This window comes from Herbaspirillum huttiense, from assembly GCF_004367745.1.
GTDB lineage: Bacteria > Pseudomonadota > Gammaproteobacteria > Burkholderiales > Burkholderiaceae_D > Herbaspirillum > Herbaspirillum huttiense.
The window spans coordinates 3316068-3333310 of the sequence record NZ_CP037993.1; the positions used below are offsets into that span (position 1 = coordinate 3316068).

Sequence of the window (17243 nt, forward strand, 5' to 3'; positions counted from 1 at the left end):
GAAAGAGATGCTGCTATTATCTCGCTTCTCGGAGTGTAGCGCAGCCCGGTAGCGCACCTGGTTTGGGACCAGGGGGTCCAAGGTTCGAATCCTTGTACTCCGACCACTCATCAAAAACGGGCTGTCTGTGACAGCCCGTTTTCTTTTCTGGATCGTTGGCGGTAGCGCATCGGCGCAGCATCACCGCCAGCCACGCCGAACTGCCCTTAGCTCAACTGGATAGAGCAATGGCCTTCTAAGCCATAGGTCGGGGGTTCGAGTCCCTCAGGGCAGGCCAAGCTTCCTCGCGTTTTTCCTTGCAGATCAGGCACTTACGAGCCAACGGCGGGACGCATTCGCAACGATGACCACTGTATTTTGCACGCGCACTGCACCAGAACTACATCAAGCGCAGTAACTTGATTAGCTTGCACGATTCGGCTACACCCACGGCGGAACAAAATCCTCCTCCACGCTCTGGGGCACCCGGCTTGCCACGGCCACCTGGAATGCCTCTGGCGGGGATTCGCTAGCCAATGTTGTACGAACGACCTTAAGCCGTGCCTTGAGGCCTTGCCCCATCGTCGGGTGCATACTCGCAAGACGTCCCACTCGACTAGATGCGCTCGCCAAAGCTTTTACCAAATCTGCACCTCGGTCGCCATCCAGAACTCTCCGCTCAATCGCAAATACTTGCGCACGGATGTTTTGTCGCGTCTCTTTAGGGAGTGCCACCCGCTTGTTTATCACGAGTTTCGTGGCCGTCATCCTTTTGGATCGGGTCGACACTTCGTGTTTGGCGCGCTTCGGACGCAGAGAATAACGCCCCAACATTCCGTAAATCTTTGCCACAACCAACGACTGGACCTCTTTGGTGAGATGGTGGCGCGACGAGACGATTACGTCATCCACGTACCTCGTATACGTCAGACCCATAGCTGCCAACTGCTCAACTAGTCGTGGCTCGTAGTCCCAAAAAACAAGATTCGCCATGTAGGAGCTAGTTATAGCACCCTGCGGAATTCCATCATCTTTCACTGTTAGCGCAGTCAATAGCTCAGAGACCTCGTCCGAAAATCGGAAAAAGTCTCGCCAAATACTCATGACGTGATCCCGCCCGACGCTCGGGAAAAAATTCTGAATGTCCTCGGAAATGGAAAGATGCGCGCCTTTATGAGACTCGGCGTTTAATCGGGGACTACGCCCCTTGAGGCTCCCTTGCAAGTAAGGAGGGAATTTGACCTTCTGCAGCAGTCGCTCTTTGATATTTCTTTGAATCTCTTTTAGCTTGGGCTTAGCATCAAATGTTTGACGGATTGAGCCATCCGCTTTTTGCTCTTGAGCTGCAATCCGGTATAGAACCTCGGCCCTACTCGCCACCGTCAGTAGGTGATCCTTGGGAACGGCCAGCACACGTGCTAGCGCATCAAGCGTTCCAATTCTTTGGTGGGGATAGTTGGGAAACTCACTCATCATGTCGCGTATTGAGCAGATTGAGAGCCGTATCCGCAAGCTGACCTGCTAGGTCTTTGTTTATTCCTGCCAGTTCACCCTCATCTGCACCCAAGAAGAACAGTATTTCAATGGGCACACCCAAAGCGCCTGCAATTGACTTTATTGTCGACAGCGTTGGGTCTCTCTTCGAGTTCTCTAGCATCGAGAGATAAGACACGGAGCAGTTTGCCTTTTCAGCCAAGGCGGACTGCGAAAGCCCCTGCTTTACCCTGCATAGTTGGATGGCGGAACCGAGATTCATAAAAACAAAAATTTGATGGGCTTGCTGCGCCTACGGGCTGAACCTTCACTTAATTAGATCCTTGATGTTGCTAATCAAATTAAGCACTACAGCGATCACCTGAAGCGCGCGCAAGCCAATTGACTCCAGCTGCGGGCCCTTCACTTGTGCGTCAATGCGCTCAAGTTCGCCGATCACACTATCCAGTTCAGCCACGACGCTAACGTCGAGTTGGCCGTGATGCGCGTCTCGCAGCTTTTTCAAAGTGCGAACGCTGCTCTCAAGAGAGTTGTACTGCATGATGCTGCTCCTTTTTCAATCCGGGCGAAATTGCCCAGTCCCGTTAAGCAAAGAGCCGGAAGGAGCCAACCCGACATAACAAGCCCATCACCAGTCGTACGTCTTAGAGCAGTCCCGATCGGATCGTCGTTCCGGTTTCTGGCACGATCGAAGCGTTGGGGGAGGAGCTCGTTACGCTGCGCCATGTGGCACGCAGCTCAGACAACATAGCCCGCTTCTGGAAGAAGGCGGTCTCGGTAAAGAGACAGTTACGCAACTCTTACTTACTGAGAAAAAAGGATCTCTGAGAACACCTGAGCGATAACACTCAGCCGATACGTAGTAGACCATGTATTTCACCAACAGTCAAATAAATTTACTGACAGTGAAATTTGGAAGTAGTTATCGGCAGCTATGCCCGTCGCAATGGGTCGTGCCCGCCGTAACCCGCGGCTAAAATTTATCCCGATTATTTGCGAGCACAACGGCGCTACCTCGCGGTCATGTTGCCCCTGCCCGCCCCCGCAACATAATCCCTCACCGCGCTTTCGACCACCTCAGATAGGCGGAACCATCCACAGAAGCCTCCCACCTGGAGAGAGCGGCACATCTCATTATGACCTCGATAATCATGGTCAACGCACTGGAAATTAAACGACCGCTTCATCAGCAGCTTGCTCTATGCCAATACCGAAAATCGACGTAATGACAGCATCGACTTAGGGGCGTTCACAGGAACTATCCCCGGCCCCTCATCGGCGAATTATCGCAAGTAAGCAATGCGTTAGCGCACTAACGATTTCTCAGCAAAAACCAATCCCGCCGCTTAAAATAGCCAGCGCTGAAGACGCCAACTCCGGTCAGCGATCTTCAGCGAAACACCTGAACATAAAAATTAACAGGGGGAAAAATGAAAACAGTCCTTTCCGCATCAGCCTTGGCACTCATCCTCACCGGCTGCGCCTCGACCCCGTCGAGCAAACCCGCTCCCGACCTGCCCTATGCCGGCCCCGGCAACGGCATGGTGTGCAAATCAACCACAGGCAAAGAAATTGCCGCCCTCTTCGACCGCTGGAATGCGTCATTGCAAACCCTCGATCCCGAAGCCGTCGCCGAAAACTACGCCCCGCGCTCCCTGCTCTTGCCCACCGTGTCCAACAAGCCCCGGTTCACCAACGAAGAGCGCATTGATTATTTCGAACACTTCCTTCACAACAAGCCCGTCGGCAAGATCGACCAGCGCTGGCTCTGGATAGGCTGCAACACCGCCATCGATGCCGGCCTCTACAGCTTCACCTTCGGCACCACCGGCCAGGTCGTGCATGCCCGTTACAGCTTTACCTATGAATGGAATGGCAGGGAGTGGCTGATCACCAGCCATCATTCTTCAGGCATGCCGGAGAAGTAAGAACGCTTCAATTCAGTACGACATTGCCGTCGCCCTGAAGAAAAGAAAAAAGAGAAAGACGAGAAACAAAAGAGGGACGCAGCAATGCGTCCCTCAATGCGTACCGATCTTCCTCAAGCCTGCACCCGCCCACCCACCAGCAGCAGATCGGCAGCCCGCTCCGGGATAGTCTCCCCGGACACCAGGTCAATGGCCAGCTCCCGTTCACGATCCAGCTTGAAGACCTGCACCGCACCCGCCAGCTGCACCGCCTGCTCCTGCAGCGATTGCGAAGCCGCAGCCGCCTGCTCCACCAGCGCCGCATTCTGTTGCGTGACTTCATCCATGGCCCCGATGGCCTGATTGATCTGCTCCAGGCCCTGGCTCTGTTCAGTGCTGGCCGCGCTGATCTCGCTGACGATATCGGTGACCCGGCCCACGCTCGTGACCACCTGAGCCATCGTGCTGCCCGCCTCCGTGACCAGGCGGCCACCGGCACCGATCTTGTCGACCGAATCCTGGATCAGTTCCTTGATCTCCTTGGCAGCAGTGGCCGAACGCTGGGCCAGCGAACGAACCTCCGAGGCCACCACCGCAAAACCGCGCCCCTGCTCGCCCGCACGCGCTGCCTCCACCGCTGCATTCAGGGCCAGGATATTGGTCTGAAAAGCGATGCCGTCAATCACACTGATGATGTCCACGATCTTCAGCGACGAGGCATTGATGGCCTCCATGGTCAGCACTACTTCATCCACCACCTTGCCACCCTGGGCCGCAACGGCCGAGGCCGAGATCGCCAGTTCGCTGGCCTGGCGCGCGTTCTCCGCATTCTGGCGGACGGTGGCGGTCAGTTGCTCCATGGCGGTGGCCGTCTCTTCCAGCGAGCCCGCCTGCGATTCGGTGCGGGAAGACAGGTCAAGATTGCCAGTGGCGATTTCACGCGCGGCCACCTGGATCGTGCCAGTGCTGTCACCCACGCCACCCATGATCTTGCGCAGACTGTCGTTCATGCGGCCCAGCGCCTGCATCAGATGGCCGATTTCATCACGGGCAGCGTGCTCGATCTTGCTGGTCAGGTCGTAGCGGGAAATGGCTTCGGCCACGTGCGTGGCGTGACGCAGCGAAGTTGCGATCATGCGCACCAGCAGCAGGCTCAAGCCCACCACCAACGTGCCGATCAAAAGGCTGACGCCAACGATGATGACGATGGAGGATTCCAGAATGGAAGCAGCATTCTCCATCCCCTGGCGGCCCAGTTGAGCGTTGTACTGCTTGTGCTCGATCAGGGCTTTCATCAATCGGTTGCCGGCGGGGACCAGCAGCTCTTCCCGCGCGCGCTGCAGTTCGGACGGCTGCCCGGTCTCGACCAGGGCCAAGGTCTGGTGTCGTGCCTTCTCGTAATCGGCAAAGGCAGCACGGTCCTGCTCCAGCATCGTTGCGTCAGTCGCGTCGGAGATGCATTCTTTCTCGAACTTGAGGAAGGCGGCCTGCACCTTGTCATGCAGCGCCTCGATCACCGGGAAAATCTTGTCCCGGGTCGTGGGCTCGATGAAGTAGCGCGCCACATTCAGCCGTATCGCGTAAACCGCCTCGATCGCTTCATCCAGAGCGAGGATGCTGGGGACCGTATTGTGCGTCGAATAACCGGCTGCCGCCGACACCCGGTAGCTCTGGTAGATGCTCAATGCCGCCAGCGCACACAGGCCCGCAATGACGGCGATGATGAGAAGGTACAGCTTCTTGGCAATGGTCATGTTCGGCTCTCCTGGGCGCATGAGTGGGTCACTGCAGAATGCTTGCCCAACCGGGCAGCACGAACCTTAGCCCAACTGAGGATCACCAACGCTCACATCTCATGACCACTCCTGACCACCCGCAAACCGGCACATCGCCAGAAAGAAATCAGCCTCAACGACAGACTCTTGCTCTGACGAAGACTGACCCGCACCCTCCGTATCAGGCCGGCAAGGCCAGTACTTCGCGGCCTGCCAAGGTGCCGGCCGCCGCCACGCCCGTCCCTGCTTCGCCCAGCATCTGCACCTCATGCGCCAGCTTGAACACCGCCACCGCTTCCGCCAGGCCGGCAGCCTGCTCCCGCATCGACTGCGAGGCCGCAGCCGCCTGCTCCACCAGCGCCGCATTCTGTTGTGTCGCCTGATCCATCAAACCGATGGCTTGGTTGACCTGCACGATGCCATCGCTCTGCTCGGCGCTGGCGGCCGTGATGTCGGCAACGATGTCAGTCACGCGGCGCACGCTGTCGACCACGTGCTGCATCGTCTGGCCTGCCTGTGCGACCAGCCGGCTGCCGCTCTCCACCTTGCCGACCGAATCATCGATCAGTTCCTTGATCTCATGCGCAGCCGCAGCCGAACGCTGGGCCAGTGAACGCACTTCGGCCGCCACCACCGCAAACCCGCGTCCCTGCTCGCCAGCACGCGCTGCTTCCACGGCGGCATTGAGCGCGAGGATATTGGTCTGGAACGCGATGCCGTCGATCACGCTGATGATGTCCACGATCCTCAGGGAGGAGGCATTGATCTCGTCCATCGTCTGCACCACCTGCTGCACCGCCTGGCCACCCTCGGTAGCGACGCTGGAGGCGGATGTGGCCAGCACATTGGCTTGCTGGGCGTTGTCCGCATTCTGGCGCACGGTGGCGGTCAGTTGCTCCATGGCCGACGCGGTCTCTTCGATGGAACCGGCCTGGGCTTCGGTACGCGCCGACAGGTCAAGATTGCCGGCGGCGATTTCCGCCGTGGCGGTGGCGATGGTGTTGGCACTGTTGCGCACGTTGCTGACGATGCGCACCAGGCTGTCGCTCATCTGCTGGATGGCCTGCATCAACTGGCCGACTTCATCATTGGCGCGGCGGCGGATGCGGGTGCTGAGGTCGCCCGTGGCAATGGCGCGGGCCGTCATGATGGCCTCCCCCAGTGCCGTGGAAATGGTGCGCGAAATCAGCAGGCTCACCACCGCTACCACTGCACACACGGCCAGGCTCATCAGCACCGCCTGAACCACCGCCGACCGCAGGCTGGACTGCGCCGCCTGCACGCCTTGCTGGCCAAGCTGCTCGTTGTAGCGGCGATGGGCCGTCAGGGCATTGATGAGTTTGTCACCGGGCGGGACCACCTGGTGCTCGACCGCATGCAAGGCTTCCTCGGTCTTGCCTTCAGCGCCCAGGGCGACGACGGCCTGGCGGCTCTTCTCGTAATCGGCGAAGGCATCACGGTCCGCCTGCAGCAGTTGGCGGTCGGTGGCGTCGGAGAGATCTTCCTTCTCGTAGCGGTCGAAGGCGGCGATGACCTTGTCGCGGTTCGTGTTCATGGACTTCTCCAGCTTGGCGCGCGTGGCGGCATCCGTGGCAGCGGCATAGCGCCAGATACCAACCCGGATGCGGAAGACCGCTTCACCCGCCTCCCCCAGCACCAGCAGGCTGGGGACCGTGTTGAACGACGAATAGCTGGCAGCATCGGCAATGCGGTTGCTGTGATAGATGCTCAAGCCGGTGAGGCTGGCCAGGCCGAGGACGACGGCGAGCAGAAGCAGACGGAGTTTGTTGGCAATGGTCATGGTCAGGATTCGTGGGTGCGCAGCATGGCGCAGCGGGTCGATGAGCTGAAATGAATGAGTGCCAAAATTATAAGTCTGCAAAAATGATGAAAATTCACATCTGGCCGCTTCTTGATGCGGATCATCTTTGGGTCATTGCGACCGGAACTGGATCAAGTGTTCATCAAAACTAAGTTGCAGGCCCCGTACACGCTGGTTTTACGCGGCGAATGGAATAAAAATACTTAGGAAGGGAAACGGAAGGAGGAGACCGGCGAAGCCATCGCATCGCACGCCGCAGGAATCGTCAGGCGAGAAGCGAGAGAGGAACAAGGAAGGGAAAGCGCTGAAAAACTAAGTTTACTGGCAAAGCCAGCGAAGACCGGCAAGGAAACTCAGCGGAGCCACACTGCGCTCCGCCGGTCAGGAAATGCCGATCTACTGCTGCACGCCCTGCTTGTAGATATCCGGACGCGAGATATGCCACACGAAGTCACCGCGATTGATGGCCTCGAAACCACAGCTGGCATACAGCCACGGGGCGGTAGATGTGGTCAGCATGACGCGCCGCAGTTTCTGCAGCGTGGGATGCTGGTTGACTGATTCGATCATCCAGCGGCCCAGGCCCTGGCCGCGCAGGTCGCCGACGACGAAGACGTCGCACAGGTAGCCGAAGGTGGCGTGATCGGTCACCACGCGGGCAAAGCCGATCTGCTGCTTGCCGCGATAGAGGCCGAAGCACAGGCTGTTGGCCAGCGCCGTGCGCACGGTGTTGAGGTCGATGCCGGGAGACCAGCTCGAATGGGTCAGTACGTCGTGGATGAGGGGGATGTCCAGCCGGTCGGGATCGGTGTCGATGAGGAAATCATCGCGCCGCCAGATCAGGTGATGGCTCATGGTCGTTCCTTGCTTGATGGCTTGTTGTCGTAAAAAATTTGCCTTGGTACGTACTGCGGGTACTGCGAAAACTGTTTAGAACGTTTCTCTTCAACAAGAAAAGGCACGCCGGCCCTGATTGTCCGGCCGCTGCAGCGCGTGCAAGGAAGCGTGGCGATTGATCTGCGCGAAGCATGAAAACCGCTCGATTGATCGATTCCGTTGATGAGATTTGTTCCGTGGCCATTCATGATGCCACAGGCTCCCCTGCCTTGCGCAAGGCTTTCCCCTCGGCAACCACGCAGGCTCAGCCTATCCGGCGCTGAAACATCGCTTGCAATTCCGTTACACCTCGCCTCTCCGAGCTGGCAGACCATAGGCTCACCTCAGTGCGCCGGACCTGGCAATTTGTTTTTCCTCTTCCGGCTGCACGCCATCGCGCAAGGAGAACAACGTGAACAAGACATCCCTGGCCTGGGCCACCTGCCTGGTCTTCTCTCTGGTCTCAGGCCTGCCCGTGCAGGCGCAGACCGCTTATGCACCGCCGCCCGCGCCCGTCTATACCCAGCAACAGCTGGACCAGATGCTGGCCCCGGTGGCACTCTATCCCGATTCGCTGCTGGCCCAGGTGCTGATGGCCTCGACCTATCCGCTGGAAGTGGTGCAGGCCCAGCGCTTTGTCGAAGCGCGGCGCGGTCTGCAGGGCGATGGCCTGGCGCGCGCCGTGGCCCCCATGCCGTGGGATCCCAGCGTGAAGGCGCTGGTGCAGTTCCCCTCGGTGCTGGCCATGCTCAATGATCGCCTCGACTGGACCCAGCAGCTGGGACAGGCCTTCCTCGCCCAGCAGCCCTCGGTGATGGATACGGTACAGAACCTGCGCGAACGCGCCCGCATCGTCGGCACGCTGGAATCCAGCCCGCAGCAGCGCGTGGTGGTGCAGGATGAAGTGATCGAGATCGTGCCGGTCAATCCGCAGGTGGTCTACGTGCCGTATTACAACCCGACCGTGGTGTATGGCAGCTGGTGGTGGCCATCGGCTCCGCCGGTGGTGTGGGCGCCACCGCCGCGTTATCGTCCGCCCAGCTATGAGCCGGGCTTCTCGGCCAGCATCAGCTTCGGGGTGGGCATTGGCGTCATGAGTGCGGTGTTTGGCGATGCGCGTCCCGACTGGCGCCAGCGCCAGGTGATGGTGACGCAGACACGCATCAACAACGTCACCAATGTGACCAACGTGAACAACGTCAACAACACCAACGTCATCAACAATCGCTACGTCAACAACAACATCAACGTGAACCGCAACGTGAGCATGAACCAGCGGCCGGTGGTGTGGCATCACGACCCGCGTTACGCCGGCGGCCGTTATGCGCAGCAACCGGCCCCTGCGCTGGCCCCGCCGCCGGGACAGCGCCCGCTGACCGGTCCGCAGGCACAGAACCTGGTCCAGGCGCAGCACGTGCCGCCGTGGAATGGACATGGTCCGCAACCGCAAGCGGGCCAGCCCTTCCCGGCCAATACGCCGCGTCCGCTGCCGGTGGCCGACAACGTGCAGCAGCGACTGGCCCAGCAGGATCAGTTCCGCCAGCGCCAGGCCATCGATCAGCAACGCCAGCGTGAACAGCAGGCCAATGACCAGCAGCGCCAGCGTGAGCAGATGATCCGCGACCAGCAACACCAGCGCGATCAGCAAGCGCAGGAGCAGCGCCAACAGCAGCAGGCCCAGGAACGCCAGTGGCAGCAGCGCCAGCAACAGGTGCAACAGCAGCAACAACGCCAGCAGCAGATGCAGCAACAGCAATTGCAGCAGCAACAGCGTGAGCAGCAGATGCGCCAGCATCAACAACAGGAGCAGCAACGCCAGCAGCAGATGATGAACCAGCAGCGCGAGCAGCAGCAGCGCCAGCAGCAGATGATGAACCAACAGCGCGAGCAGCAGCATCGCCAGATGGAGCAAGCCCGTCAGCAACAGCAGCAACATCAGGCCGCGCAGCATGAACAGCAGGCGCGCCAGCAGCAGGCCCAGCAGCGCGACGCCCATCAGCGGCGCGAGGACCGTCGCGACGAACGCTCCTGATCCTGCAGCGCCTCTGCCCCGCCAGTGATCGCCTGAGCGGCCCGCCGCGCGCACGTTGCCTCCCGGCAAACATGCGGGCAAGCGGGCCGCTTCAGTTATAATCTCGGGTTTTCCAGAGCTGTCGGAACAGGGCGTGCGCCGCCTCCTTGTCAAAGGAACAGTGCGCGCCGCTCAAGGCCAAGCGGGTTGGATCGTCCAGCCGCGCCAGGGGCCGCGTTCCGCCGGGCTCCCACCCCGACCGATCCGCCATGCAAGAACCCAGCAACGAACTCCCCGAAGTCGCCGCCAACGCCCCTGAGGCGGCTGATGCAGACAACGCCAGCGCGCCTGGCGCCGCCACCAAGGTCTCGTCCGACCTGATCGCGCGCGAAGTCAAGCGCCGCCGTACCTTCGGCATCATCTCCCACCCCGACGCCGGTAAAACCACGCTGACCGAAAAGCTGCTGCTGTTCTCGGGCGCGATCCAGCTGGCCGGTACCGTGAAGGCCCGCAAGAGCGGCCGCCACGCGACCTCGGACTGGATGGAAATCGAAAAGCAGCGCGGCATTTCCGTGGCCAGTTCGGTGATGCAGTTCGAGTACCGCGACCACGTGGTCAACCTGCTCGACACCCCGGGCCACCAGGACTTCTCGGAAGATACCTATCGCGTGCTCACCGCCGTGGACTCGGCGCTGATGGTGATCGATGCCGCCAAGGGCGTGGAAGAACAGACCATCAAGCTGTTGAACGTCTGCCGCATGCGCAATACGCCCATCATCACCTTCATGAACAAGCTGGACCGCGAGACCCGCGATTCGCTGGAGCTGCTGGATGAGCTGGAGTCGGTGCTGAAGATTCAGTGCGCACCGGTGACCTGGCCGATCGGCATGGGCAAGAATTTCCGTGGCGTGTATCACCTGCTGCGTGACGAGATCATGCTCTTCAAGGCCGGTGAAGAACGCGCCAACGGCAACGTGGAAATCATCAAGGGCATCGACAACCCCAAGCTGGCCGAGATGTTCCCGCTGGAAATCGAACAGCTCAAAATGGAAGTGGAACTGGTGCATGGCGCCTCCCACCCCTTCAACCTGGAAGACTTCCTGGCCGGTGTGCAGACGCCGGTCTTCTTCGGTTCGGCGATCAACAACTTCGGCGTGCGCGAGATCCTCGATGCGCTGCTGGACTGGGCGCCGGGTCCGGGCGGACGCGACGCCACCGTGCGCGAGGTCAAGCCGACCGAAGAGCCCTTCTCCGGTTTCGTCTTCAAGATCCAGGCCAACATGGACCCGGCGCACCGCGACCGCATCGCCTTCCTGCGCGTGTGCTCGGGCCGCTTCGAACGCGGCATGAAGTTGAAGCACCTGCGCCTGAACCGCGACATCAAGGTGTCCTCGGTGGTGACCTTCATGGCCTCCAGCCGCGAACAGGTCGAAGAAGCTTATGCCGGCGACATCATCGGCCTGCCCAACCACGGCAACATGCAGATCGGCGACAGCTTCTCCGAAGGCGAGATGCTGCAGTTCACCGGCATTCCCTACTTCGCACCGGACTTCTTCCGCGTGGCACGCATCCGCAATCCGCTCAAGATCAAGCAGTTGCACAAGGGCCTGCAGCAGCTGGGCGAAGAAGGCGCGGTGCAGGTCTTCAAGCCGGTGACCGGCAGCGACCTGATCCTGGGCGCAGTGGGCGTGCTGCAGTTCGAAGTGGTGGCCAGCCGCCTGCTCAACGAATATGGCGTGGATGCGGTGTTTGAAGGCACCAGCATCAGCAGCGCGCGCTGGATCAGCTGCGATGACAAGAAGAAACTGGCCGACTTCGAGAAGTCCTCGGCCGGTGCCAACCTGGCCATCGATGCAGCCGGCAACCTGGCTTACCTGGCCAGCTCGGGCGTGAACCTGCGCCTGACCCAGGAACGCTGGCCGGAGATCACTTTCCACGCTACCCGCGAGCACGCGGCCAAGCTGGACTAAGTTTTTGCTCTTGCACTGCGCACGCCCCCACCGTTCGGACTGAGTAGACGCGCAGCGTCGTATCGAAGACGAGACTGCGGCGGACATCCGCTGACGGAGCGCCTTCGATACGGCCCGTTCGGGCCTGCTCAGTCCGAACGGTGGTCTTGGTAATCGACGTAAAAAATCGCCCGACAGGCGCAACCTGTCGGGCGATTTTTTATGTCTTGCTGATGGGGAATTACTTGGCGTTCTTGAACGCTTCCACACCGGCCAGGATTTCAGCGCGGGCGGCGTCCGGGCCTTCCCAGCCTTCGACCTTGACCCACTTGCCCTTTTCCAGGTCCTTGTAGTGTTCGAAGAAGTGCTTGATCTGGTTCAGGCGCAGTTCGTTGAGGTCTTCCGGCTTTTGCCAGTGGGTGTAGATCGGCAGGATCTTGTCGACCGGCACGGCCAGCAGCTTGGCGTCGATGCCCGATTCATCGGCCATCTTCAGCACGCCGATGGGACGGCAGCGCACCACCACGCCCGGGATCAGCGGGAACGGGGTGATCACCAGCACGTCGACCGGGTCGCCGTCTTGCGACAGGGTCTGGGGGATGTAGCCGTAGTTGCACGGATAGTGCATGGCAGTGCCCATGAAACGGTCGACGAAGATGGCGCCGGTGTCCTTGTCCACTTCGTACTTGATCGGATCGGCGTTCATCGGGATTTCGATGATCACGTTGAAGTCATTGGGCAGGTCGCGGCCAGCGGGGACGTTGTTCAGGCTCATGGGATTCTCACTAGGGAAAGAAACGAAAAGCGGTTTTCGGGCCGGCAGCGCCAAGGGCATCTTGTTTAACGCTCGATGCAATGAGCATTAAACGGGGCTTAATGCTCAGTTCTGGCATGCCAAACACCGGAAAGCGGCAATTATAGCGGCATTCAGGCTCAGACCGGCATCTTGGCCGGTGCAACTTACGCCAACATGACAGTGCCCGGCAGCGCACATGAAAAAGGCGGAAGGGCTCGCGCCGCTTCCGCCTTGGTCATTCACCAGCGCAACAAGTTCAGCGGATGGCCGTGGCCAGGGCGCATTGCTTGTAGTGGCCGGCGGCCTGGTCCGGCTGATCCAGCGCCTCGTGCAGCTGGGCCAGGGCCAGGTGCGATTCGCGCACGGTGCGCGGTTCGATGGCGTCCGACAGGGCTTGTTCCAGATGGCGCTGGGCCTTGCCCCACAGCTTCTGGCGCAGGCAGAACATGCCCAGGGTCAGGGCCAGTTCGGCATCGGTCGGATTCTTGGACAACCAGGATTCGCAATGCTCGATCTGCGACAGCAGGGCCGGCGAGCCGGCTTCGGCGGTCGATTCGCGATAGGCACGCAGCAGGCGGATATCCCAGTCGGCGGCCAGCGCGCGTTCCAGCAGGCTGCGCGCTTCGTCATGCAGGCCACGGCTGGAGAAGGCGTGTGCGGCCCGTGCGGCGATGTAGGGCTTGAGCTTGTCCACGCCGGGCACGCCATTCCACAAGAGGCGAATCGATTCGGCATCGTGCGAGCGGTCCGACAGCAAGGCATCGTAAGACAGCTCGCGCAGGCGGTTCGACAAGGCCGGATGCAGGGCATTGCGCTTGTCCAGGGTCTGCACCAGGCGCAGCACTTCGGGCCAGTTCTTGGCTTGCTGGTTGGCCTTCAGCGCCCATTGCAGGGCCTGGATGTGGCGCGTGCCGTTGGCGTTCAACTCTTCCACCGTTTCCAGCGCCTGCTTGAAGTGGTGTTCGTCCACTTGCAGTTCCAGCGCCGTCATCAGGCGCGCAGCCTTCAAGGTCGGATCGACTTCGGTGCTGGCCAGCCAGATGTCGCGGCGGTCACCCTGGCGCATGCGATGCGCGGCACGGGCCGCGATCAGGGCGGCGATGCCGGCGTTGTCGGGCAGGTCGGCTGCGCGCGTGGCGGACTTCTCGGCCTGGCCGAAGCGGCCTTCGAAGTAGGCCTTCAGGGCATCGCGCAGGGCCTTGTTGCTTTCATTCTCGCGCTTGGCACGGCGATAGGCGATCACGCGGCCGGGCAGCTTCTGCGTCAGGCGGATGGCGCGGATGACCACGTAGATGGTCAGGAACACCGCCAGCACGGCGAAGATGAAGAAGTTCAGGGACAGGTCAATCCGGTACGGCGGATAGAACAGCACCACATTGCCGGGGTTGAAGCGCGCCAGCACGGCCAGGCCGATGGCGGAGGCAAACAGGGTCAGAAGCCAGAGCAGAATTTTCATATCAGGTTCCCGTCAGCGGCTCACGGACGGGCCTTGTAGTTGCGCACCGCGTTCAGGCTTTCGGCCAGCGTGGGCAACTGGATGGAGACATTGCTGCCCTGCACCTGCTTCAACAGCGCCTGCGTGGTCTGGACCTGCTTGGCGCGGGTATCGAAATACTTGGCGATGGTGTCCTGGGCCGAGGCCAGGTCATTGCGGAAGGCGAACTCGTTGCGCGACAGCAGCGCCAGGCGTGCATTCAACAAACGCAGCTTGAGGTTCTCGCGCACGAAGTAAGCCTGGCCCGGCGAGAGCAGGATCGCTTCCGGAGTCTGCACTTCGCGGATGCGCACCAGCTGGCGCAGCTCGGACCACATTTCAGTGCTCATGCTTCGCCAGGTTTCGCGGGCACCGGCCAGCCATTGCGACCAGGCAGACGCTTCCGCAGGCGCAGCTTCGGCCTTGGTCTTGGCATGGGCAGCATCGCCCTTGGCGGCAGGCTTCTCGGCGGCAGCGGTTTTCACCGGCTGCGGCTTGGGCTCGCTGGCCGACTCCACCGGACGCTCATCGACCAGCAGCGGCAGGTTGTCGACCTGGCCGATGGCACTGTCCAGACGCACGGCGATGCCGGCGATGTCCACTGTCGGCAGGGCCTTGAGGCGCTCAATGTCACGCGCGATGGCGCGGCGGATGGCGATGAACTGCGCCTTGTCCGAACGCGACAGGCTTTTATCGGCATTCTGCAGGGCGATCAGCGCGCCTTGCACGTTGCCGGCCAGCTCCAGCTGCTGGTCAGCGGTGGAAAGGACTTCCTCGATTTCGGAGAGGGCCCAGTCGTCGCGGTTCTTGTTGAGGTCCTGGTACATCTGTTCCAGCGCCAGTTGCTGGCTCTGGGACTCGGCCTGCTTGCTGTCGAGCACGCTGACCTTGGATTGCAGTTCCTTGGTGCTCTCCTGCACGGCCTTGAGCACGCCCTTCAGTTCATTGCTGCTGTTGTCGCCATTCTGCAGGCGCTGCGCGACTTCGCTGCGCAGGTCGCGCAGTTCGGCATGCGAGACCCACCACTGTGCGCCCAGGCCGGCGATGACCAGCAGCAGCACGATGGTCTGCGCACGCTGGCGGCGGCGCAGCACGGCCGTGCCATCCGGGGGAGTGAAGGTATAGGACGCCTGCGGGGCCGCAGCACCAGCGCTGTGGCTGGCTTGCGGTTGAGGCTCCGGCAATTGGGGAGTGGGTTGCTGTTCGTTCATGGGCTGGATTGTAACGCGGCAAATTACGCGGCCACTCAGGGAGCGGGTGGAACAAGGGCGGCAAGCAGGCGTTCATCTCCCGAGCCGGTCAGGACCACCTGCACGAAACCCTGCTCCCGCGCGGTCTCGGCGATCCTGTGGTGAGAGACGACGATGCGTTGTCGTTGCAGTTTTACCACACGTTCCTCGCCCCCGGCTAGTCTTGCCAAGTGAAGCAAATTGCGCAAGGCCTCGGAACTGGTGATGACCCAGTCGGCACCACCGTCCAGCAAATCCAGCAGTTGCAGGCGGCTTTGCGGGTTCAATTCGGGGGCCAGGCGACGGTAGGCGGTGAGGAATTCGACCTCTACGCCCTGTTGTTGCAAAGCTTCACTCAGGAAATCGCGGCCGGCCTGGCCGCGCACGATCAGAGCGCGCCGGCCGCGCAATTGTTCCAACGGGAGGGATTTGAACAATTCCTCGGAATCCATCTTGTCGGCGCGCTGCGGGCCGTAGATGGTGGCGTTGGCGCTATCGACGCCATGTCCGCGCAAGGCCACCCTGCTGCCCTCCCCCACGATGCCGATGGGCACATTACGCGGCCAGCCCTGCAGATGGGCAAAGGCGGCATCGATGGCATTGGGACTGACGAAGACCACCAGTGCGAAGTCGTGCAGGCGAGCCAGCGTGGCCTTGAGTTCGCTGTCATCTTCCACCGGGCCGATGGCCAGCAGCGGAAATACCACGGCACGCCGGCCCAGCTGCTGCACGCGCTCGGCAAAGCCGCCGGCCTGTTGCAGTGGCCGTGTCACGACCACTGGCAACGGTGCAGGGGTCTCAGGCCGAAGCGGCATCAGCCTGGGCCTTGCAGGCCGCCAGAATCGCATCGGCACCGCGCGACTTGAGCAGATCGGCCACTTGCGCACCGAGCGCCTCGGGCGCATCCGGCGAACCTTCGGCTTCAGCGGCAGCGGCTTGTGCCCCATCGGGGGTGGCGATCATGGCGCGCAGGTGCAGGCGGTCACCGTCCAGCGTGGCGTAGGCCGCCAGCGGGATCTGGCAGCTGGCACCGAAGATGCGCGAGACCGAACGCTCGGCTGCCGAGACCACGGCTGCCGGCTCGTCGTGCAAGGGGGCCAGCAGACGCTTGATGTCGTCACGGCCTTCGGGGATCTCGATGGCCAGCGTGCCCTGGCCGGGCGAGGGCAGGCTTTGTTCGGGATCGAGGAAGGAGCGGATGCGCGCCTTCAGGCCCAGGCGGTTCAGGCCGGCCACGGCCAGGATGATGGCGGCGTAGTCGCCACGATCCAGCTTGGCCAGGCGGGTATCGAGATTGCCGCGCAGCGGCTTGACCACCAGTTGCGGATAGCGCGCAGCGATCATGGCCTGGCGGCGCAGGCTGCTGGTGCCGACAATGGCGCCATCGGGCAGCGCGTCCAGCGAGGCATGGTCATTGGAGACGAAAGCGTCGCGCGCGTCTTCGCGCTCCAGGATGGCGGCCAGCTCGAAGCCTTCGGGCAGGTCCATCGGCATGTCCTTCAGGCAGTGCACGGCGAGGTCGGCGCGGCCTTCGGCCATGGCCACTTCCAGCTCCTTGACGAACAGGCCCTTGCCGCCGACCTTGGAAAGCGCGCGATCAAGAATCTGGTCGCCACGGGTGGTGGTTCCGAGGATATTGATGCTGCACTGCGGATATAATGCGGCCAGACGGTCCCGCACGTACTCGGCCTGCCACATGGCGAGGCGGCTTTCACGCGAGACGATGACGATGTTGGAAGGAGGAAATTCTTTCAAGACGGGCTTTCCGATTCAGTCGTGGCACCCGCGGCCGAGGAGACAAGGAAAGCAGGAGACCGGCGCATCCAGACTGAACAATACGATTAAAAAAGCGATCGAGGGCAAGCAGCAACGCACATCGATCACAGCGACCAGAAGCGAGACGCACACCAAAAACGAGGCAAATTCTAGCA

Annotated in this window: 14 protein-coding genes and 2 tRNA genes; 5 read left to right on the forward strand and 11 right to left on the reverse strand. The window is 61.3% G+C overall.

The window, feature by feature from the left end; all coding sequences use genetic code 11:
- Positions 1-29: 29 nt before the first annotated feature.
- Both E2K99_RS14905 and E2K99_RS14910 read left to right on the forward strand, forming a co-directional pair.
- A tRNA-Pro gene (locus E2K99_RS14905) sits at positions 30-106 on the forward strand.
- 94 nt (positions 107-200) lie between these two features.
- Positions 201-277: transfer RNA gene (locus E2K99_RS14910), tRNA-Arg, on the forward strand.
- Between the two features lie 143 nt (positions 278-420).
- Here E2K99_RS14910 and E2K99_RS14915 read toward each other — a convergent pair.
- Genes E2K99_RS14915 through E2K99_RS14925 form a run of 3 tightly spaced genes read right to left on the reverse strand, consistent with a single transcriptional unit; the run spans position 421 to position 2014 of the window.
- A complete protein-coding gene (locus E2K99_RS14915; protein WP_166675074.1) occupies positions 421-1452 on the reverse strand; it encodes a reverse transcriptase family protein in 1032 nt (343 codons plus the stop codon).
- On the reverse strand, positions 1445-1735 hold the full coding sequence (locus tag E2K99_RS14920; RefSeq protein WP_013234867.1) for a helix-turn-helix domain-containing protein: 291 nt from the start codon (positions 1733-1735) through the stop codon (positions 1445-1447). The genes E2K99_RS14915 and E2K99_RS14920 overlap by 8 nt, the downstream gene beginning before the upstream one ends.
- 45 nt (positions 1736-1780) lie before the next feature.
- Complete coding sequence (locus tag E2K99_RS14925) at positions 1781-2014, reverse strand: hypothetical protein (protein ID WP_013234868.1); 234 nt, start codon at positions 2012-2014, stop codon at positions 1781-1783.
- A gap of 889 nt (positions 2015-2903) precedes the next feature.
- Between E2K99_RS14925 and E2K99_RS14930 the strand changes: the two genes are divergently transcribed.
- Positions 2904-3401 carry an SgcJ/EcaC family oxidoreductase gene (locus tag E2K99_RS14930; RefSeq protein ID WP_134222739.1) on the forward strand — a complete coding sequence of 166 codons (498 nt, stop codon included), beginning with the start codon at positions 2904-2906 and terminating at the stop codon, positions 3399-3401.
- 113 nt (positions 3402-3514) lie between these two features.
- Here E2K99_RS14930 and E2K99_RS14935 read toward each other — a convergent pair whose 3' ends face one another.
- The 3 genes from E2K99_RS14935 to E2K99_RS14945 form a co-directional block, all read right to left on the reverse strand.
- Positions 3515-5134, reverse strand: a complete 1620-nt coding sequence (locus E2K99_RS14935) for a methyl-accepting chemotaxis protein (protein ID WP_134222740.1) — start codon at positions 5132-5134, stop codon at positions 3515-3517.
- A gap of 202 nt (positions 5135-5336) precedes the next feature.
- Positions 5337-6956, reverse strand: coding sequence for a methyl-accepting chemotaxis protein (locus tag E2K99_RS14940; protein ID WP_134222741.1), 1620 nt, complete (start codon positions 6954-6956; stop codon positions 5337-5339).
- Positions 6957-7373: 417 nt separating this feature from the next.
- Positions 7374-7832 (reverse strand): GNAT family N-acetyltransferase, encoded by a 459-nt coding sequence (locus E2K99_RS14945; RefSeq protein WP_034333342.1) that lies wholly within the window; start codon positions 7830-7832, stop codon positions 7374-7376.
- A gap of 433 nt (positions 7833-8265) precedes the next feature.
- Between E2K99_RS14945 and E2K99_RS14950 the strand changes: the two genes are divergently transcribed.
- Both E2K99_RS14950 and E2K99_RS14955 read left to right on the forward strand, forming a co-directional pair.
- Complete coding sequence (locus E2K99_RS14950; protein ID WP_134222742.1) at positions 8266-9885, forward strand: DUF3300 domain-containing protein; 1620 nt, start codon at positions 8266-8268, stop codon at positions 9883-9885.
- A gap of 248 nt (positions 9886-10133) precedes the next feature.
- Positions 10134-11834: a peptide chain release factor 3 gene (locus E2K99_RS14955; RefSeq protein ID WP_134222743.1), complete on the forward strand. Its 1701-nt coding sequence runs from the start codon at positions 10134-10136 to the stop codon at positions 11832-11834.
- A gap of 220 nt (positions 11835-12054) precedes the next feature.
- On the opposite strand, the gene ppa is transcribed toward E2K99_RS14955, so the two are convergent.
- The 5 genes from ppa to hemC form a co-directional block, all read right to left on the reverse strand.
- Positions 12055-12588, reverse strand: coding sequence for an inorganic diphosphatase (ppa, locus tag E2K99_RS14960; RefSeq protein WP_006463345.1), 534 nt, complete (start codon positions 12586-12588; stop codon positions 12055-12057).
- Between the two features lie 277 nt (positions 12589-12865).
- Positions 12866-14065: a heme biosynthesis protein HemY gene (locus E2K99_RS14965; RefSeq protein WP_121041830.1), complete on the reverse strand. Its 1200-nt coding sequence runs from the start codon at positions 14063-14065 to the stop codon at positions 12866-12868.
- A 20-nt stretch (positions 14066-14085) separates the two neighbouring features.
- Positions 14086-15294 (reverse strand): uroporphyrinogen-III C-methyltransferase, encoded by a 1209-nt coding sequence (locus E2K99_RS14970; protein WP_039785432.1) that lies wholly within the window; start codon positions 15292-15294, stop codon positions 14086-14088.
- Positions 15295-15329: 35 nt separating this feature from the next.
- Entirely contained in the window at positions 15330-16127 is a 798-nt protein-coding gene (locus E2K99_RS14975) for a uroporphyrinogen-III synthase (protein ID WP_134222744.1), read from the reverse strand.
- On the reverse strand, positions 16111-17067 hold the full coding sequence (gene hemC / locus E2K99_RS14980) for a hydroxymethylbilane synthase (protein ID WP_134222745.1): 957 nt from the start codon (positions 17065-17067) through the stop codon (positions 16111-16113). Before hemC ends, E2K99_RS14975 begins: the two co-directional genes overlap by 17 nt.
- Positions 17068-17243: the final 176 nt, after the last annotated feature.

Coding starts and splice junctions, on each gene's coding strand:
- E2K99_RS14915 (WP_166675074.1), bottom strand. CDS start 1,452: ATGAGTGAGTTTCCCAACTATCCCCACCAAAGAATTGGAACGCTTGAT.
- E2K99_RS14920 (WP_013234867.1), bottom strand. CDS start 1,735: ATGAATCTCGGTTCCGCCATCCAACTATGCAGGGTAAAGCAGGGGCTT.
- E2K99_RS14925 (WP_013234868.1), bottom strand. CDS start 2,014: ATGCAGTACAACTCTCTTGAGAGCAGCGTTCGCACTTTGAAAAAGCTG.
- E2K99_RS14930 (WP_134222739.1), top strand. CDS start 2,904: ATGAAAACAGTCCTTTCCGCATCAGCCTTGGCACTCATCCTCACCGGC.
- E2K99_RS14935 (WP_134222740.1), bottom strand. CDS start 5,134: ATGACCATTGCCAAGAAGCTGTACCTTCTCATCATCGCCGTCATTGCG.
- E2K99_RS14940 (WP_134222741.1), bottom strand. CDS start 6,956: ATGACCATTGCCAACAAACTCCGTCTGCTTCTGCTCGCCGTCGTCCTC.
- E2K99_RS14945 (WP_034333342.1), bottom strand. CDS start 7,832: ATGAGCCATCACCTGATCTGGCGGCGCGATGATTTCCTCATCGACACC.
- E2K99_RS14955 (WP_134222743.1), top strand. CDS start 10,134: ATGCAAGAACCCAGCAACGAACTCCCCGAAGTCGCCGCCAACGCCCCT.
- ppa (WP_006463345.1), bottom strand. CDS start 12,588: ATGAGCCTGAACAACGTCCCCGCTGGCCGCGACCTGCCCAATGACTTC.
- E2K99_RS14965 (WP_121041830.1), bottom strand. CDS start 14,065: ATGAAAATTCTGCTCTGGCTTCTGACCCTGTTTGCCTCCGCCATCGGC.
- E2K99_RS14970 (WP_039785432.1), bottom strand. CDS start 15,294: ATGAACGAACAGCAACCCACTCCCCAATTGCCGGAGCCTCAACCGCAA.
- E2K99_RS14975 (WP_134222744.1), bottom strand. CDS start 16,127: ATGCCGCTTCGGCCTGAGACCCCTGCACCGTTGCCAGTGGTCGTGACA.